Annotated in this window: 13 protein-coding genes and 4 pseudogenes; 9 read left to right on the plus strand and 8 right to left on the minus strand. The window is 55.1% G+C overall.

The genetic code is table 11. The features are described 5' to 3' along the window. Positions 1–44: 44 nt before the first annotated feature. Entirely contained in the window at positions 45–1,256 is a 1,212-nt protein-coding gene (locus tag ACS5Q8_RS14210; protein ID WP_465160338.1) for a multidrug effflux MFS transporter, read from the minus strand. A 198-nt stretch (positions 1,257–1,454) separates the two neighbouring features. Here ACS5Q8_RS14210 and ACS5Q8_RS14215 point away from each other — a divergent pair. Beyond that, positions 1,455–2,210: pseudogene (locus tag ACS5Q8_RS14215) on the plus strand (MCP four helix bundle domain-containing protein); the annotation flags it as partial. A 132-nt stretch (positions 2,211–2,342) separates the two neighbouring features. Continuing rightward, positions 2,343–3,068, plus strand: coding sequence for a methyl-accepting chemotaxis protein (locus ACS5Q8_RS14220; RefSeq protein WP_443694221.1), 726 nt, complete (start codon positions 2,343–2,345; stop codon positions 3,066–3,068). A gap of 93 nt (positions 3,069–3,161) precedes the next feature. Here ACS5Q8_RS14220 and ACS5Q8_RS14225 read toward each other — a convergent pair whose 3' ends face one another. Both ACS5Q8_RS14225 and ACS5Q8_RS14230 read right to left on the minus strand, forming a co-directional pair. Then, positions 3,162–3,764, minus strand: coding sequence for a MepB family protein (locus tag ACS5Q8_RS14225; protein ID WP_443694208.1), 603 nt, complete (start codon positions 3,762–3,764; stop codon positions 3,162–3,164). 989 nt (positions 3,765–4,753) lie between these two features. Next, a pseudogene (locus ACS5Q8_RS14230) lies at positions 4,754–5,555 on the minus strand (IS5 family transposase); the annotation flags it as partial. Positions 5,556–5,774: 219 nt separating this feature from the next. Between ACS5Q8_RS14230 and ACS5Q8_RS14235 the strand changes: the two are divergent. The 4 genes and pseudogenes from ACS5Q8_RS14235 to ACS5Q8_RS14250 form a co-directional block, all read left to right on the plus strand. Next, a pseudogene (locus ACS5Q8_RS14235) lies at positions 5,775–6,104 on the plus strand (PAS domain-containing protein); the annotation flags it as partial. A 156-nt stretch (positions 6,105–6,260) separates the two neighbouring features. Next, a complete protein-coding gene (locus ACS5Q8_RS14240; RefSeq protein ID WP_426099896.1) occupies positions 6,261–7,364 on the plus strand; it encodes a methyl-accepting chemotaxis protein in 1,104 nt (367 codons plus the stop codon). Between the two features lie 151 nt (positions 7,365–7,515). Then, a complete protein-coding gene (locus ACS5Q8_RS14245) occupies positions 7,516–8,043 on the plus strand; it encodes an OmpW/AlkL family protein (RefSeq protein ID WP_426099897.1) in 528 nt (175 codons plus the stop codon). 71 nt (positions 8,044–8,114) lie between these two features. Next, on the plus strand, positions 8,115–9,269 hold the full coding sequence (locus tag ACS5Q8_RS14250; RefSeq protein ID WP_276192968.1) for a GGDEF domain-containing protein: 1,155 nt from the start codon (positions 8,115–8,117) through the stop codon (positions 9,267–9,269). A gap of 123 nt (positions 9,270–9,392) precedes the next feature. Here the strand turns inward: ACS5Q8_RS14250 and ACS5Q8_RS14255 are convergent, their stop codons facing one another. Further along, positions 9,393–11,528, minus strand: coding sequence for a TonB-dependent siderophore receptor (locus ACS5Q8_RS14255; RefSeq protein WP_465160339.1), 2,136 nt, complete (start codon positions 11,526–11,528; stop codon positions 9,393–9,395). Positions 11,529–11,924: 396 nt separating this feature from the next. Between ACS5Q8_RS14255 and ACS5Q8_RS14260 the strand changes: the two genes are divergently transcribed. The 3 genes and pseudogenes from ACS5Q8_RS14260 to ACS5Q8_RS14270 form a co-directional block, all read left to right on the plus strand. Next, a complete protein-coding gene (locus ACS5Q8_RS14260) occupies positions 11,925–12,965 on the plus strand; it encodes an alpha/beta hydrolase family protein (RefSeq protein WP_276192971.1) in 1,041 nt (346 codons plus the stop codon). An 80-nt stretch (positions 12,966–13,045) separates the two neighbouring features. Next, positions 13,046–13,564 (plus strand): DUF2569 domain-containing protein, encoded by a 519-nt coding sequence (locus ACS5Q8_RS14265; protein WP_426099778.1) that lies wholly within the window; start codon positions 13,046–13,048, stop codon positions 13,562–13,564. Positions 13,565–13,623: 59 nt separating this feature from the next. Then, a pseudogene (locus ACS5Q8_RS14270) lies at positions 13,624–14,352 on the plus strand (IS630-like element ISPpu2 family transposase); the annotation flags it as partial. Between the two features lie 88 nt (positions 14,353–14,440). On the opposite strand, the gene ACS5Q8_RS14275 reads toward ACS5Q8_RS14270, so the two are convergent. The 4 genes from ACS5Q8_RS14275 to ACS5Q8_RS14290 all read right to left on the minus strand — a co-directional run bounded on the left by ACS5Q8_RS14275 (position 14,441) and on the right by ACS5Q8_RS14290 (position 18,739). Continuing rightward, complete coding sequence (locus ACS5Q8_RS14275; RefSeq protein ID WP_426099779.1) at positions 14,441–15,562, minus strand: agmatine deiminase family protein; 1,122 nt, start codon at positions 15,560–15,562, stop codon at positions 14,441–14,443. Between the two features lie 106 nt (positions 15,563–15,668). Further along, complete coding sequence (locus ACS5Q8_RS14280) at positions 15,669–16,772, minus strand: extracellular solute-binding protein (protein ID WP_465160340.1); 1,104 nt, start codon at positions 16,770–16,772, stop codon at positions 15,669–15,671. A 1-nt stretch (position 16,773) separates the two neighbouring features. Beyond that, complete coding sequence (aguB, locus tag ACS5Q8_RS14285; protein ID WP_426099781.1) at positions 16,774–17,682, minus strand: N-carbamoylputrescine amidase; 909 nt, start codon at positions 17,680–17,682, stop codon at positions 16,774–16,776. Positions 17,683–17,686: 4 nt separating this feature from the next. Then, entirely contained in the window at positions 17,687–18,739 is a 1,053-nt protein-coding gene (locus ACS5Q8_RS14290; protein ID WP_465160341.1) for an agmatine deiminase family protein, read from the minus strand. Positions 18,740–18,842 lie beyond the last annotated feature (103 nt).

Genomic DNA, 18,842 nt, shown 5'->3' on the forward strand with positions numbered 1-18,842 from the left:
CGGCGGCGACCGGTGAAAAACGCGCGGTCGTCGCCGGGCTTGGCTCAGGAGGAGGGCGGCGCACCGGCCAGCAAGTGCGCCGGCAGACGGCGCAAGGTCCACAGCGTGGTCAGCAGCGCCGCAGCGGCACACAGCGCGATGCCGATCAGCATCGGCGCCGGGGTGTGATCCGCAAAGACGCCCACCAGGGTCATGGAGACGGCCGCCGTGATCATCTGGATCGCCCCGAGCAACGCCGATGCGGAGCCGGCCACCGCGCCGTGCTCTTCCAGGGACAACACGCCGGCCGCTGGCAACAGCAAGCCGAGGAAACCGAAACCGATAAACAACAGCGACATCATCAAGCCTAGGTGGCTGCCCCATAGCGTCGTAGCGGCCAGTAACACCATCACCACGGCCACGCCCACCACCGACCAGCGAATCAGCGGCGCCAGGCCCAAGCGTGCGCTCAGGCGGGCGGTGAGCTGGCTCATGGCAAAAAAAGACGCGGCGTTCAGCGCAAAGCACAGGCTGAATTGGGTGGGGGTCAGCCCGAAATACTCGATGTATACGAACGGCGCGCTGCCGATAAATACAAAGAACGTCGCCAGGCCAAACCCGCACACCACCGACAAACCGATGAACACCGGGTCGCGCAGCAACGCCCCATAACTGCTGAAGGCATTACCCAAGGTCTTGCCCAATCGGCGCTCGGCGGGATGGGTTTCAGGCAATTGCACGATGGTCATGACCAGGCACAACACGGCCACCACCGCCAGCACGACAAACACTTCACGCCAACTCCATAGCGTAATCACCAGGCTGCCCGCCAAAGGCGCGAGGATCGGCGACACACTCATCACCAGCATCAGCAACGCCATCAGCCGCGCCGCTTCATGGCCGGTATACAGGTCGCGCACAATCGCCCGGGGAATCACCATCCCCGCGCACGCGCCAAACGCCTGCACGGCGCGAAAACCAATCAGCACTTCGATGCTCGGTGCCAGTGCGCAGCCGATACTGCCCACGGCGAAGATAAGCAACCCGGCGTAGATCGGCGGCTTGCGCCCGAACACATCGCTGATCGGGCCATAAAACAACTGGCAGACGCCGATGATCATGAAGAACACCGTGAGGCTCATCTGTACCGCTGCCGGCGATGCCTGCAGGCTGGCGCCCAGGGTCGGTAGCGCCGGTAGGTAGATGTCAATGGCGAAGGGGCCGACGGCAGTGATCAGACCAAGCAGCAAAGCAAGGTGGGCGATACGTTTAGGCATAAGCAGTTCCGCGTGAAGCAAAGGTTGGCCAGCTTAAAGAACCGCTCCCACGCAAACAAGCTGGGGAAGACTTCGAGTTCGACTGCGCAGATCTGTGCAATTGAGCTTCAATACAGAGAGCCAATTCCGATAACAATATCAACGACGGTCAAGTGGTTGGGTTCCCAACCGACTGTAAAGTCTACGGGGATGACTAGCATGACGATCAAATTACGCTTATGGCTATTGATTGCGACTGGATTGATCACCGCCTTGATCATGAGCCTGGCCGGTTACCTGGGAAACACCCGTATGGCCGATGCGGTGCAGGACAATCAGGTCATCATGACGGTGCTGCGCAACCACATGGAAGCCGACATGATGCACGACGCACTGCGCGCCGACGTGTTGTCGGCGATGTTAGTCGGGTTGGGGAAAAGCACTAGCACCAAAGCCGAGGTCAGCAGTTCACTCAAGGAGCATGCCGAGCACTTTCGGCAGGTGCTGGAGGACAACCTTAAGCTGCCGTTGGGCGAAACGTTAAAGACCAGCCTGGGAAAAATCAAACCCAGCTTGGATACCTATATCAACGCAGGTGAACGTATTGTCGCACTCGCGCTGGACAACCCGGAGGCCGCTCGCGGCGAACTGGAGACCTTCAATACAGCGTTCAGCCAGTTGGAGGGTCAAATGGCTACCCTCAGCGAACTGATCGAAAACAATACGCAGCAAACCAGCATTGGCACCCGGCTAACCATCAGCAACGCCAACTTCACCTTGGCTGTGGTGTTGATCGCAAGCCTGTTGTTGCTCCTGGTGCAGGGCCGATGGGTCTCCCGGAGCATCATGGGGCCGTTGCAGGCCGCGAGCCGAATCGCTGACAGTATTGCCCATGGCAATTTGAGCGAGCCGATTGTCGTGCCCCATCGCAAGGACGAGGCCAGCGCGCTGATACGCAGCCTCGCCACCATGCAGGGGGATTTGCGCGGCATGATCGAAGTGGTGCGCAGTAATGCCCACGGCGTCAATGGCATGAGCGAGCAACTGAGCCAGGGTTGCCATGAAGTGGCGGGCAGTAGTCAGCAGCAAAGCGCCGCCGCCAGCACCATGGCGGCGGCCGCCAGTGAAATGACCGCCAGCATCGAGGAAATCACCCAACATGCCGCACGCGCACTGAATATGGCCAACCAGGCAGAAGCCTTGGCCAAGGACGGCGGTCGGGTGATCCATCAGGTGGTCAGTGACATGGACGGCATTGCCCGCTCGGCGCAGCAATCAGCCCAGGTGATCCGCACGCTCGACAAGGAATCCGAGGCGATCTACAGCATTATCCAGGTTATCAAGGGCATTGCCGATCAAACCAACCTGCTGGCCCTGAATGCCGCGATAGAAGCCGCCCGCGCCGGTGAACAAGGACGCGGTTTTGCGGTGGTCGCCGATGAGGTGCGCAGCCTGGCCGGACGCACCAGCGCGTCGACCCAGGAGATTGCCAGCATGGTCGGTCGCATCCAGCAAAACACCCGGGAAGCGGTGACCAGCATGGAGGAGGGCGTCACTCAAGTGGACAAGGGCATGGCCGTGACCGCCGAAGTCGAGCGCGCCATCCGCGAGATTCTCCAGGCCACCCTCAACACCACCGAATTGGTCAACGACATCTCCCGCACCATCAGCGAGCAAAGCCTGGCCAGCAACGAAATTGCCCATCAAGTGGAGATGATTGCCAGTATGTCGGAGCGTAATAGCCAGGTGATCGGCACGACAGCCTCGACGACGGACGAGTTGTCTGCGTTGGCGGGGAAATTGTCGCAGTCGGTGGATCGATTTCGGCTTTGAGCATCACAGCTGATTTATATAACTCAACTAAATACCTATTTAGTTGAGTTATAACTAACAGTCATGTGAGAAGGACCGGAATAGGGCATACGCTCACTTTAACGAGGACCTGAACAACGATTTTATATGCTGTAACGAGGCCTGGTCTGAGGGGTCAACTGTCACGAAATGCTGGAGTTGCCACCGCTGAGTCTGTAACGCTTGCTTGGCAATAGGTCGGCTCCAGGGCGGATACACACGTAAAGCACGCTTGCCACCGACGCCATTTATGGACATTACGCCATGGGACAGCAACGTTGCACGGTCAAATACAAACTGACCACTTTGTTCGGTGCCAGTCGCGTGGATCACAACGAAGTCGATATTATCGTTGCTATCCAGCGGAGCAATCACACTCGTTGCATAGGGTCGTTTCCACAGCGTCACGAACTGACCAATCTTGGTCGGGGTGGTTTTGGCGACACGGAACACAACCTGGCGAGTTCCCAGCATGAATCGACAACCGCCATACTCTCTAGCCTCAACGTCAGGAGAAATATCTTCCGAGCATTTCAAGCCAGCCGGCAGATAAACCGCATCAATCGCAGCAAACAAACAACTCGGTACGACTGACGTGCCCATGGATTGAACCTTGATGGATTGGATTGCAGCAGATGCGAGTGTAGCGAGAGGACGTGTGTATTGCAGCGAACACATCAGCAGACTCCACAGAGGATACGTTTAAGGCCTTGAAATTTGACCTCCATGGGCCCTGACATCCAATTGGCGTGGTTCGCATAATGTATATTATGTTAAATGATGGGGCATGTCATGGATCTTCAATCGAGTAGCTCGCGGGGTACCCGGAAGTGAAGATCGAAATTTCAGAGAAGTAAAAATCTAAATTGCGGAATGGTTCCCGCATTTGGATATTTTCTTCCATCTCAGCGCTACCGAAGCCTCCTGAGACTCAGACACGATTTATACGGTTATCTAGTGACACTGTTAGAGCAGTTGGGCGAGCGACCGGCCTGCTCAATCTGAGTCAACCCGACCTTCAGCTTTGATTCGACAAATTGGCTTCAGCATTATCGATCTTTCGACCAACTCGATGCTTAAGAAATCACCCAAACCGACGCCCATTGCCGCTAGTCTATCCGGTGGGATATCTATGACGATGTCCCCGCTGCTATCACCTGGATCCCGGCATATCAACGTAGTTGGCAATGCATCACTCATTGGGCGCTAGCTCCGTTCTCGACCGAAATATTTTAGACAATATCGTACACCGACATGTGCAGAGGTTTCCGGCTTCACCGTAATACCACCGTTGAACCTTCTGAGAGACGTGTTGCGATGGGCTTTGACATGATCAAACCCGCATTTCATCGGGATTTCTCACACTCTACGCCCAGTGCCCCTCAAGACTTTGAGTGCATGAAGGAGTGCTCGCTCTACCTACGGCTGCTGCTAGACGACCGCCACGTCAGTCGCTCGAAGCTGGTCAGCTGAGGACTAATGACTGCCCTCCTCCTTAGGCCCGATTTCCGCCTTTGAGGATTGTCGGAAATTGCTGAGGATACTTTGAGAGCTGGGATTTACGGTCGTCAGTGTCGATTAGCTGTAAGCGTCTGGCGAAGTCACCTTGACCCATCAGGGGCAGTCCCGCGTCGGCAAGCGGGTCAAATCGGCATCAGCCTCAACACAGTGTTTTTCACCAAACCTCGGAAACGCACTTTCGTATAACCAAACTGACGCTTGATCACTCGAAATGGATGCTCAACCTTGGCGCGAACCTGGGCTTGGGCTTTCTCGATCTTGCGCTTCGCGCTTCTCGACACCGGTATAGCCTGCATCGGCGCAGACCACGCTCTCAGCACCGTGTAGCAGTTTGTCGACTGGGGTTATGTCGGCGACGTTGGCAGCAGTGACCACCACGCTGTGCACCAGCCCTGACTCATCGTCGACACCAATGTGAGCTTTGGCACCGAATCAATACTGGTTACCTTTCTTGGTTTGATGCATCTCAGGGTCGCGTTTGCCGTCCTTGTTCTTGGTCGAACTGGGCGCATGAATCAGCGTGGCATCGACGATGGTGCCTTGTCGCAGCGACAAGCCACGGTCGCCCAGATAGCCATTGATCACGCCGAGAATACCAGCGGCCAACACGTGCTTTTCCAGCAAGCGACGGAAGTTGAGGATGGTAGTTTCATCTGGGATCCGCTCCAGGCTCAGACCGGAAAACTGGCGCAAGATCGTCGTCTCGTACAGTGCGGCTTCCATCGCAGGATCGCTGTAACCGAACCAATTCTGCATGAGATGAACCCGCAGCATCGGCATCAAAAGATAGGCCGGACGACCACCTTCGCCCTTCGGCTAATGAGGTTCGATCAGGGCAATCAAACCCTTCCAGGGTACGACCCGATCCATCTCGATCAGGAACAATTCCTTGCGGGTCTGCTTGCGCTTACCGGCGTACTCGGCATCGGCGAAGGTCATTTGCCTCATTGAAAAGCTCGGCGATTGGTGCCCGGAGATCTTGCCAAATCAGGAAGTTTTTTTCAGGATTTACTTAGATAAATCGTGCAAAGGTGGCCTTTAGCCATTACTGTATAAACGTAATGGATTCTATAGATGATCAGTGTCGTTCGCCTGGTAGCGTCCACGACGGGCTGAGAAAAATAGTTGAGTTTTTAGTTAACTTAAACTGAGATTCAAGGGGGAACCATGCGGCTAAATCTACCAGTTACAAATCGTAATCACGAGCTACCTCCTAATATAAATATTCTATCCACTACAAATGATCAAAGCCGCATTACTCACGTCAACCCTGACTTCATTGAAATTAGTGGCTTTACCGTGGAGGAGCTCCTGGGCCAGCCGCATAACATAGTTAGGCATCCTGACATGCCGCCCGCCGCATTCCAGAATATGTGGAAAACCTTAAAGGCTGGGTGTTCATGGATGGGTTTAGTGAAAAATCGTTGCAAAAATGGCGATCACTATTGGGTCAGTGCTTACGTTACTCCCATTACCAAAGATGGTTCAACAATCGAATATCAATCGGTGAGAACCAAGCCTGAACCTGAGCATGTTAAAGCAGCAGAAAAAGTCTATTCAAAATTGAGAGATGGAAAACCTCTATCTCGAAGATGGACCATAGGCCTAAGCCCAAAGCTCATCATATTGGTGTGGACAAGCATTCTTATAAGCATGGTGGAGCTAAATCTAACCACAACAGTACCATTTTTTAACTTGATCTTAGCAGAGCTTACGAGTGGGCTGCTTATTTCGGTTGCAATAGCGGCATTACTTTTCCCAATGAGGCGACTAGTAAAAATGGGGAAAAACATATCTGAAAATGCTCTTAGTCAAGTTCTATACACAGGACGCAGCGATGAGTTTGGTGAAGTCGAATTTGCTCTAAGAATGGCACAAGCTGAAACTGGTGCTGTTATTGGGCGTATCGGTGATGCATCAAATCAAATTAGCGAATATATTGCAAGTCTGCTTGATGATATAGAGTCAAGCAAGGCTTTGATTAACAAACAACAAGCCGAAACTGATCAAATTGCCACCGCCATAACACAGATGACCGCTAGCATCCAAGATGTCGCCAATAACTCACAACACGCTGCCGATGCTGCCTCTAAAGGTTACGAAGAGACGTTGTTAGGGCAAAGTAAGGTTGCCGAAACAAGTCAGTATATCGCTGAGCTTGAGCAAGAAATAAAAAAAGCCACAGAAGTTATATGTCAACTAGAAACTCAGAGCGTTGAGATATCAAACATTTTAGATGTCGTTAGGTCAGTAGCCGATCAAACAAACTTACTGGCTCTAAATGCGGCAATTGAAGCAGCTAGAGCTGGGGAGCATGGCCGAGGGTTTGCAGTAGTCGCAGATGAGGTTCGAAGCCTCTCATCTCGAACTCAAGACTCAATCACCGACATACAAAATATTATTGCCGCATTACAAGCGAGTTCGCACTACGCCGTTACCATAATGGAAAGCAGTAGTCGGCAGGCACACTTAAGTGTGAGTCTTGCTCAGCAAGGTGCAGACGCTCTCACTGACATAGGTTTAAGTGTAAACAAGATCGTCGAAATGAATACCCAAATAGCTACCGCTGTCGAACAGCAAGGGGCTGTCAGTGAGGATATAAATGTGAGCATAAAGCACATTCACGACACTGCCATCGACAATGTACAGATAGCTCAGAACAACTCTAAAAGTGTAATGTTAGTGGCAAAGTTATCCAACGCGCTAAGCGAACTGGCCGGGCAGTTTTGGGAAAAACGCAATAAATCCGGCGCTTAGTAGAGGAGGCAATCAAGCCATGTCAGTTCAGCGATACGTCTGCACTATCGTAATCTCTGGGACGCTATGGCTTCTAGCGTCCTCAGCCTGTGCGGCTGAGGACGCGCAACTGACACTTGAGAAAGGAACCAGTCCATGGCTGCTACGGATGATGGTGTTGGAGGTCACTCCTGTCGATATGAGGTCGGAGATTTCTACCATTGGCGGGAAGGTAGAAACACCACGGCAAGCGATAATAGGGATGGACCTCAGCTATTTCATGACAGAACACTGGGCCGTCGAGATCCAGGGCGGACCATTTAAGCGCGACTATCGGATCAGAAGATCGCGACTGGGCGATTTCGATGTAGGTACCATTTCCAATATCGCGCTATCACTTACGCTGCAATACCACTTACACCCTCAGGCACAATTTAGCCCCTATTTCGGACTAGGCATAAATCATGCTTGGACTCGAGATGTGAAGCCGGCTGCCGGGATTCCCAACTTCAATGTCCATGGCATTACAAGTGGAGTTTTGAGCGCCGGGCTTGATTACAGCCTGAGCGCGAACTGGTCATTCAGCACCAGCCTGCGCTACGTGATCAGTCCAGAATATCGATTCCAGGGACAAGGTTTCAACTCCGTCGTCTCTATGAACACACTGATAGCCGGAGTAGGACTGGGCTACCGATTCTGATGCCGGTGAGTTAGCTGACCTTCATTTGAGCGGTACGCTCCATCGTTAGGTTTACGCAAGGTATAGCCGTCATGCTAAGCATCGAAACGCTTTACTTCAGCAGTACAATCAGTCGCGTTACCATTCTATTGATTTTCGGAGTGTTGCTGATCAGTCAACGTAACGCTCGTTATCTGTGGCATTGGAGCGTTGCGTTGCTTAGCTCGGGCCTTGGTACCGCACTCACTTTTTACTATGGTAATAAGTCGAATTCATCACCACTTCTCAGTCTCATAGTGACGTCTCTGTTCCTGACAAGCTTGGTGACCTCATGGTCCGGTCTACGACTGTTTTATGGTCGATCGGTCCCTATAGTTTGGCTGGCCCTGCTCCCCCTTCTACCGAGCGCGCTCTACACCTTTGCCGTCTATGTGGGCGTAACAATAAAGGTTACGCTCCCCTTCATTTACTTAATTTCTGCAGCGATATCAGCACTCGCTCTTTATGAGATATTGTTATCCGCCAATCGGCGTATCTTCTCTCAATACTTGGTGGCGATGGCTTTCGCGGGCTACATCGTGATACTCGGAATCTCCGCCGTTCTGATACTAGCAGGCATGCTCATGGCGAATGCTTACGATAGTTCCATCGTGTCCATGGCTTTCGACCAGATGGCCAGTATTCTGGTCTACTTCGGTTATATCGCGATGACTGGCGAACGGGCAGCGCTGGACTTGCAGCGCCTCGCCGAAACCGATCCTCTGACTGCACTAGGCAATCGTCGGGGAGGTCGCCGGATATTGGAACGAATTCATGCCGACGCCAATAGGGAAGAGTGCTACAGCTTACTAATAGGCGACATTGATCACTTTAAGCAGGTTAATGACACTCTAGGACACGAAACAGGAGACGCCGTGCTGACTCTGCTCTCGCGGCGCTTGACAAGCGCCATACGCAAACATGACAGCGCGTTACGCTGGGGGGGGGAAGAGTTCCTGATTGTTTTACCCGATACGGATATCAACGAGGCAGAGCGACTGGCGGAGCGACTGAGGAAGAAAGTGGCGGGCGAGCCTTTCATGATCGGGCAGCTACAACTGAACGTGACGCTTAGCATAGGTATAGCTACGTACCGAGTAGGAGATTCGACTTTCGAAAACACTCTCCTAAGAGGAGACCAGGCACTTTATTGTGCCAAACTGGCAGGTCGTAACAGGTCCAGTCGCCAATTGGAGGCCCCCTCATAGGTACGCTTAGAGATAAAGCGAACCGCGCAGGTAACCGTTGTAACGTAGACCCGTGCAATAGTAGTGCCTCTTCTTTAACCTGAGCACTTAGACTAGTGGACTGAGCGGTTAATTCATTTTTGGCTACAGGGTGTAAGAGATCCCCACTTGCACCGTCCGGGGCTCACCGGGGTAAGCATAGAAGTTCAGGAACGAGCCTTCTTCGTACTCACGATTGAACAGGTTCTTCACGTCGAGATTGAGTCGGACCTTTTCGTTGATCTTGTAGGAACTAAGCAAGTCGATGACGGTGTAAGCGTCCATCGAGAACGTGTTATTGGCGGTCTGCCCGGCACGCTCGGCTACGTATTTCCCACCTGCGCCGAGGCCCAACCCTTTGAGCGCGCCATCCTGAAACTCATACACGTTGAGCAGGCTGAAGCTATTGCGCGGAATGTTTGCCAGACGCGTTCCAGTACGCACTGCAGTGTCCCTGGTCACCGCGGCGTCCACATAGGCATAGCCGCCGATCATGCGCCACTCGGGCGTCAGGTTGCCGGCCACATTCAGATCGAAACCACGGCTGCGTACCTGACCCGTGGCGACATTGAAATTTGAGTCAACGGGATCGACACTCTGGACATTTTTCTTCTCTATCTGGTAGATCGCCGCGTCGACGCTCAACTGCTGATCGAGCGCTTCCCACTTCACACCCATTTCGTAGGATTTGCCCTTCTCCGGCTCAAACCCGCCGCCTTGCCGGCTGGCGCCTGTGTTGGGCTTGAACGAGCGAGCAGCATCAGCGTAGATCGCGACAGTGTCAGTGAGGTCATACATCACACCGACGCGCGGGGTGACGGCATTGTCGGCAGCGTTCCAGGGTTTGACGCCTGACACGTAGGATTCGTACTCATGCTCGAAGCGCTCAAAGCGCGCACCGGCGAGGACTTTTAAGCGCTCGGTCAGCGCGACTTGATCCTGGACGAAGGCCGCGTAAGTCTTGAGGTTTTCTTTATCGTGGGTCGGTGTACGAGTCAGCGCCGGACGTGGCTGGCCATAGACCGGGTTGAAGATATCGATTGGAAAAGCACCCGATGCGGCGCTGGAGCGCTGGATGATCGACTTGTAGTCATAGTCTTCATATTCGACGCCAGTCAGCAATGTGTGATCAAGGCCACCCGTGGAAAAGTGCCCGGTCAGGTTGAGCTGATAGTCTTTGTCGGTCCATTCCAGATTGCGGTAGTTGAAGTTACGCTGAAGTGTTCGACCGTCGGCATTCAAGCTGGCAGCACCGTTGGCCTCAACAGCATTACCCTTCATCGTACCGTCCAGCCATTGGAAACCACCGCCCAGGGTCCAATTGTCGTTGAGCATATGCTCGAAACGCAGCTGAGCCATGTTGTTATCGTTGTGCAGATTACCGGCGTATTTTTCACCCCAGAAGGTATCGCGGGACGGCGTACCGCGCTGGTTGGCGAAGCGGGTCAGGCCGCGATCAAGCGGATGGTTGTTACGCATGAAGTCGCCTTCGAAAATCACCTTGGTGTCGTCACTGACCTGCCAGCTCAGCACAGGCGTTACCCCATAGCGCTCGGTTGAGACATGGTCGCGGAAGGTGTCGCCGCCCTCGCCTACCACGTTCAGGCGATAGGCCAGACGCCCTTGCTCATCCAGCGGACCGGAAGCATCCAGGGTGCCACGCTTCATACCCTGATCATCCAATTGGCTACCCAATGTGACCTTACGCTCAGGCAAAGGCTGCTTGGATACCACGTTGAAGGTACCGCCGGGATCGCCACGTCCATAGAGCATGGTCGCCGGCCCGCGCAGCACTTCAAGGCGCTCAATGCTGTTGGCGTCCGGCATGCTTGGATAGCCCCGGTTAATCGGAAAACCGTTGCGGTAGAACTCTGCGGTTGTAAAGCCTCGCACAGTGAAATTGGTAAGCCCTTGCCCGCCAAAGTTGTTCGCTCGGCCGACGCCACCGGCATAGTCCAGGGCCTCCTGCAAACGCGTCGCACCGATGTCCTCGACCACGTCTTTGGGCACTACGCTGATGGACTGAGGCGTCTCATGAATTGAGGTGTCAGTGCGCGTCGCACTGGCAGAACGTGTGGCACGATACCCCTTGACCGGCCCTTGAGCCGTCTCAGAGTCCATATCGCCCGTGACATTGATGGCTTGCAGTTCAAGGCTGGCATTTTCGGTGCCAGCAACCTGCGCCCAGGTAAAAGGGGAAAACGCCTGAAGCACGCAGAGAGAAATCAGGGTACGACGCATGGATTTTTGACCTGATGGATGAGCGGACGGTAAGGCGAACCTGCCAAGAATTCGCGGGGCATGATATACCAGTCATTCCTATTTGCCACTAATTCTCATTCGTGATTTTTCGAGTATCTACTTTGTATCAATCGAAAAGCAGACAACACGGGGGCCCACATGGCGCTCGTTCACTGTGGTCATTACATCTCGTCTCTAATGACCCTGAGGCTGCCATTTCCCGCTGTGGTGAGCGGGGAACGCACGCTCACCACAGAAGCCACAGCGGTCGATTTCTCCATAGGTTTTTTGATGTAGGTCAGCGACCCAAAAGACGATACGATCACGCCGGATCATGGGCGCTACGCACTACCTTAGCCCCACGGTCCTTCGATCCCATCATGGAAGATAAAAACAATGAGAACGGCTTTCTGCGCGATATTGCTGCTTTGCCTGACCTCCCCTGCATTCGCTGACGAAAACCCGATCGGCTTTAAAACCGCCACCCTGCCCGATGTCGAGAACCAGCGCACACTGCAACTGGCCGTCTGGTACCCCGCCGCCACCACGGCCAAGCCCGAGCTGATCGCCGACAACGCGGTGTTCATCGGGGCTCTCGCCGTGCCCGACGCACCGCCGGCTGCTGGCGAGCATCCCTTGGTGGTGCTGTCCCACGGTTACGGCGGTAATTGGCGCAACCAGGTGTGGCTGGCCAGTGCACTGGCCCATCAGGGTTACATCGTGGCAGCGGTCAACCATCCTGGTACCACCAGTAAGGATCGCAGCCCCGCCGCCGCCGCGCAGTTGTGGCAACGGCCCAAAGACCTCAGCCGTGCCATCGACGCGGTGCTTGCGCAGCCCACGCAATTTGGCACGGTCAAGCACAACCAGATTGCCGCCGTGGGCCACTCACTCGGTGGCTGGACCGTGCTGGAAATCGCCGGTGCCCGTTTCGATCCAGACCTGTTCAATCGAGACTGCAACGTCCACCCGAAGCTTGGCGGTTGCATGGGCTATCGGCAGATGGACCCTGCAGGCACAACCGCCGGCAAGGTCCAACTGGCCACTGACCTGAGCGACAAACGCATCACCGCCATTGTGTCGTTGGACCTGGGCCTGTCGCGCGGTTTCACCCACGCCAGCCTGGCGGCATTGCCAGTGCCGGCGCTGGTAATCGCGGGGGGTGTGCCGTCGGAGGAGATGGACCCTAACTTGGAGTCCGCCGCCTTAGTCAAACGCTTGCCGAAAGTGTCGACGCAATACGTGGAGCTCGCCGACGCCACTCACTTCAGTTTCATGGCGATCTGCAAGCCGGGCGGCATGGCGTTGATTGAAGCGGATTCGCCGGGCGACGGCATGATTTGCCGGGATGGTGAGGGGGCTCGGCCACGGGCGGTGATTCAACAGCAGCTGGTGGGGCTGATCAGCGAGTTTTTGGAGCGCTCGTTTCGACATTGAAGCAGGCATCGACCTTAGAGCACGTGGCGCGCCACGGCTGGCTGTCTACCGTGAAAACTTTATTGAACTGCGGAGCGAACATGCAAAAAAGTAAACAACTGAAGGGATTGGGCGGTTGGTTGGTCGTGGTTGGCTTGGGGCTGTTTATAGCCTTGGCGCGTCTGAGCTATGCCATTATCACGGTGTATTACCCGATATTCGCAGATGGCTCGTTTAGTACCATTACCTCATCCGGCACGACGATGGATAACACCCTATGGGGCGCGATCCTGATTTCAGAAACACTCATGAATGCAGTCTTTATCGCGGCCTTTGGTTATTTGGTTTACCTGTTCTTCTCCGAACACTATTTATTTCCCAGGATTTATATCGTCACGCTCATCACCTCGGCTATTTACGTTCCATTTGATGCCTGGGTTTGCTCGTTTGTTCTGGTGGATGAACCCATATTCGACTACAGCACGGCCAAGGAAACCCTCCGCGGATTGGTGTCCACCGCTATTTGGGTCCCCTACATACTGGTCTCTAAAAGGGTCAAGGCAACGTTTGTACAACACCGGCCGGTTGAGGCAGAAGCGCCTAGTGGACTGAGCGGTTAATTCATTTATCTAATGGTAACGATATACTGTGCGTCCAATGTCATGGATTGGTTATGCGCATGGCCCGACCGACTTCCCCCTTCGCTTTAATGCCTTCCGATCTCATCGCCCTGCAAGGTTGGTTGCGTATGAGTACGCTGGAACAGAGCCTCGCCCAGAGAGCGCGCATCCTGCTTCTACTGGCTGACGGATTGACGCCCAAGGCCGTCAGCGAGCAGTTGCAGGTCACGCCGCCGACGGTATTCAAGTGGCGAAAACGTTATCTGGAGGCGGGAATCGAAGGGTTGAGCGATCTGCCGCGCAGCGGCCAGCCACTCAAACTTGGGCCCGATAAAATTAACGAAATCCTGACACTGACCACCCGGCGTGTACCCCAGGAAGCCACTCACTGGAGCGTCCGTTTGATGGCCAAGTATGCGCGGGTTACCACGTGGCAGGTGCGGCAGGTCTGGGCCGCTTCCGACCTCAAGCCCCATCGTCTGAAGACCTTCAAAATCAGCAACGATCCTCATTTCGCCGACAAGGTAGTCGACGTGGTCGGGCTCTATCTGAACCCACCGGATAACGCCCTGGTGTTGTCGGTTGACGAGAAAACCCAGACCCAGGCGTTGGATCGCACCCAACCGATGCTGCCGCTACGCCCAGGTCAAGTTGAACGCCGGACGCATGATTACAAGCGCCATGGTACGGCGAGTCTGTACGCGGCTTTCGACATCCTGACCGGCCAAGTAATCGGACGGATTACCCAGCGCCATCGAGCCAAAGAGTTTCTGGCTTTTTTGCAACAGAATGCGTAGCACCAAGGGCGCAATAGCGCACCACAAGCCTTGACTGTGCTCGTGCAGCGGTGATCGCTGTGCGGGCACCAACGACGAATCAAACGGCCGGCATATTCTTGGTCACGCAGTGAATTCCACCACCACCGGCGGCAATCGGGTCGATGTTGACCTGCACCACCACGCGGCCCGGATACAACTTGGTTAGCAGATCCTTGGCGTATTTGTCTGCCGCGGCATCACCAAAATGTGGAACTATCACCGCGCCATTGATCGTGATGTAGTTAATATAGCCGGGGGCGAAATCCAGGCTCTCGGTGTAGACGTTGCTGCGCAACTTCAACGGTGGCGGCAGGGTGTACACCTGCAACTTGTTGCCATCGGCGTCGGTGGCGGCCTTGAGAATTTCCAGGTGCTTGCGGGTGATCGGGTACTCATAAGAGTCCGGGTCGTTGTCGAGTTGCGCCACCACCACGCCTTTTGAAGAAAAACGGGCGTAAAAATCGACGTGACCATCGGTGATGTCTTTGCCCTTGATGCCCGGCAACCAGATGATTTTGCGCAGGCCCAAGTTAGCCTTCAGTTCCGTTTCGATCTGCGCCTTAGTCATGTCTGGATTACGGTTGCTGTTGATCCAGGAACTCTCGGTCAAGATCGCAGTGCCATTACCATCTATTTCGATACCGCCGCCCTCGCCCGTCAGCTGGCTGGCGATGTAGGTGGCGCCCGTCAATTTGCTCAGTTTGTCGGCCACGTTAGCGTCATTGGCGTGAGCCTGCTTATCGCCCCAACCGTTGAAGTTGAAATCCACTAGCCCTCGACCGCCTTGGTCGTCTACCACGAAACAGCCACCCATGTCACGCATCCAAATGTCGTCCAGCGCCATGGTCTGAAATGTGATGTTGGTAGTACCGCATGCCGCCGTGGCCTTAGCCAATTCATTGGGGCGGCACAACACGGTAACCGGCTGATATTTGGCGATGGTTTTGGCCAGCAGAGCGATATTATTATTCACCGGCGTAGCCCAATCTTGGTGGACCGCTGACGAGGCACCAAAGGATAGGAACATCCGTTCCTGTAACTCGTTTTCATCCGGCATATACCAGCTTCCCTTGATGGCTGCTTGTACCCAAGAGGCATTCATGCCGAGCCCCATGGATGCCGCTGCGCCGAGACTAGAAACTAACGCTACCTGCTTAATGAAATTACGACGTGTTGACATGTGTTTATCTCTCAATTCTTGTCGTTGCATTGTTTTGAAGGACAATAACTGCGGCCATGGGTTAAGACCGCTTTCAAAGCCGACTATCTGGATGGTCGACTTGCCATCACTTAGTGGAGGCTGTCTTGAACTTGGTCCAAGCACGCATGCGCGCACGCATATTGGACTGGGGAATGTCTTGACCCGGGATCAGTCGTGCATAAGCGGCCTCATCAAGGTAGATATCCGGGTTGTTACGCATCACTGAGTCGACACTCGGACGTGCTTTGGCATTGGAGGTGGGGTAGCCGGTGAAGTTGCTGATGGCGGCCATGTTCTCCGGGCGCATGACGAAGTTGATGAACGCATAGGCATATTCCGGATGTTTGGCGTCGACGGGGATCGCCATGGTGTCCATCCATACCGTGGTGCCTTCGCGCGGGACGTGGTACTGGAACGTGGCTTTCTTGCCTGCTGCATCTGCGGCACGTTGCGCCTGAGTCATATCCCCGCTGTAACCGAGCGATAGGCACAAGTTGCCGTTGACCAACTCGCTCACCGGCTGCGACTGGAACTTACGGATAGACGGTCGCAGCTTGAGCAGCAACTCACTCGCTGCGGCCAGGTCTGCAGGCTTGGCACTGCGCGGATCGCGGCCGAGGTAATTGAGTGCTACCGCCAGCACCTCGTCCGGCGAGTCGATCATCGAGATGCCGCAGTCTGCGAACTTGGCGGCCAGTTCCGGTTTGAACAGCATGTCCAGGCTATTCACCGGCGCATCTGGCATGCGCTGTTTAATCTGCTCGGCGTTGTAGGTCAGGCCGATGGTGCCCCACGTGTAGGGTACGGTGGCCTTGTTCGAGTAGACATAATGCGTACGTAGCTTCTGCAGACCTGGCTCGATGTCATTCAGGGCCGTGAGCTTTGACTTGTCCAGCGGCTGCAGGCTGCCGGCGCGCATCAGACGTTCGCCAACAGTGTCGCCGGGGAAGATCAGGTCATAACCACTGCCGCCGGCCATCATCTTGGCTTCCAGCGTCTCACTGCCATCCATGACGTCGTAGATCACCTTGATCCCGGTTTCGGCGGTGAACTTGGCGAGGGTGTCCTCGGCGAAGTAATCCGCCCAGTTGTACAACTTCAGGGTCTTTTCCTCCGCCTGCACCGACGACAAGGTACAACTTAGTGCCAATCCTAAGGAGCAGAGCAACAGCTTGTTGGTAATGTTCATGTCAAACCCCTTGAGTATTCCAGCGTGCGTTAGCGTGGCGACCGTCCAGACTTAACAGCGCCCCGTACATCTCTGGACGGCGGTCGCGGTAGATGCCCCAGGTCAGACGCTCTTCGCGCATGGTGGCCAAGTCCAGGCTGTGTACCAGCACGCCGGCGCTGTCGCGGTCAGACTCGGCCAGCAGCTTGCCCTTGTGATTGCAGATAAAGGACGAGCCGTAGAAGTTCATCTGCAGGGTCGGATCGGTGGTCGCCGCTTCTCGGCCAATGCGGTTAGCGGCCACCACCGGCACGATGTTGGCGGCGGCATGGCCGCGCATGGTCATCTGCCAGTGATCACTTGAATCCAGCGTCGTGCAACCAGGTTCAGAGCCAATGGCGGTGGGGAACAGTAAGACTTCGGCGCCCATCAATGCCAGGCAACGTGCGGTCTCGGGGAACCACTGATCCCAACAGATGCCCAAACCTATGCGCCCAAAAGCAGTGTCCCAGACACGAAAGCCGGTATCGCCAGGGCTGAAATATTCCTTCTCCTGATAACCGATAGCGTTGGGGATATGCGTCTTGCGATACACACCCAGGAGGCGCCCATCAGCATCGGCCACGCTCAGCGAGTTGAAGTAGGCATTGCCCGCCTTCTCGAACCAGCTCAGCGGCAGCACCACACCCAACTCCTTGGCCAGCGCGGCAAAGCGCTTGAGTACGCTGCTGTCCTGATATTCCTCGGCCAGCGCCAGGTGTTTATGATTCTGCTCGATGCAGAAATACGGGGTTGCAAACAGCTCCTGCAGCAGGATGACTTGGGCGCCTTTAGCGGCCGCCTCACGCACCAATTGCTCGGCCTGATCAACGTTGTGTTTCAGGTCCCAGGTGCAGGCCATCTGGGTTGTGGCAATCGTCAGAATGGTCATTTCATTAACCCTCCAGTGGCCCGGCTGGCTGTTGCTGGGTGATGCAATGCACACCGCCACCGCCATGAGCCAGGTGATTGATCCGAACCGGTACTACTTCGCGTCCTGGGAAGGTCTTGCTCAACACTTCGGCAGCCACCTTGTCGGCATCAATGCCATAGGCCGGCATGATGATGGCGTTGTTGGCGATGTAGAAGTTGGTGTAGGAGGCACAGAACACTTCAGCCTCGGTGTCCACCGCATCGGTGGCTTCATAAAGCTCGATCAGCTCAAACTTGCGACCTTGGGCATTGGTTGCCAGCTCCAGAGCGCGACGGTTTTCACGTACCACTTCGGCATACACCGAGTGTTGGTCGCGCGTGGCGTCTACCAGCAAAACCCCAGGACGGGCGAACGCGCACACACCGTCGACATGGCCATCGGTCATGTCGCCGGTCACATAGTTTGGGTCTCCCGGCAGCCAGACAGTCTTCTTCACACCCAGCAGGCGAGTGAAGATCTCCTCCATCTCGGCCTTGTTGATGCCCGGATTGCGATTGGGGTTGAGCAATACCGATTCGGTGGTGATCAGCGTGCCCTCGCCGTCCACATGAATGGCCCCGCCTTCATTGCTCAGCGCAGTACCAAAGCACTCCACGCCCAAGTGATTGAGCGCGCGCCGGGCCAGGCTTTCGTCCAGATCGTGGGCCGACTTACCGCCCCACGCGTTGAAGCGCCAGCTCACCCCGGCCAGGCCTTGTTGCGGATGGCAAACGAAGCTCGGACCGGAGTCCCGGCACCAGCTGTCGTTCACCGCCAGCTCGATCAATTCAATGTTCGGCCCACAGAGCGCTTTGGCACTGGCGACGGCAGACGGGTCGACGACCAGTTTCACCAGTTCGAAACGAGCGATGGCGTTGGCCACGCGAGCGAAGTCCTCTTGCACTTGCGGCAATGTCACGCCCCAACCGGCCTCCCAGAGTGCGGTGTTGTGGGGCCAGACCATCCAGGTCGCGGTGTGCCTGACCCACTCGGCCGGCATCATCCAACCACTGTTTCGAATTTCATTCTGCTGCATGACAAGTACCCTTGAGTTAAGTCATTGTGTTCAATGAAAAACTGCCTATTCGGTTATGGCATGCATGCTAAGCCTGAAAAATATGGCAAACAAACGATGAATT

This window comes from Pseudomonas sp. PAMC25584 (assembly GCF_058135675.1).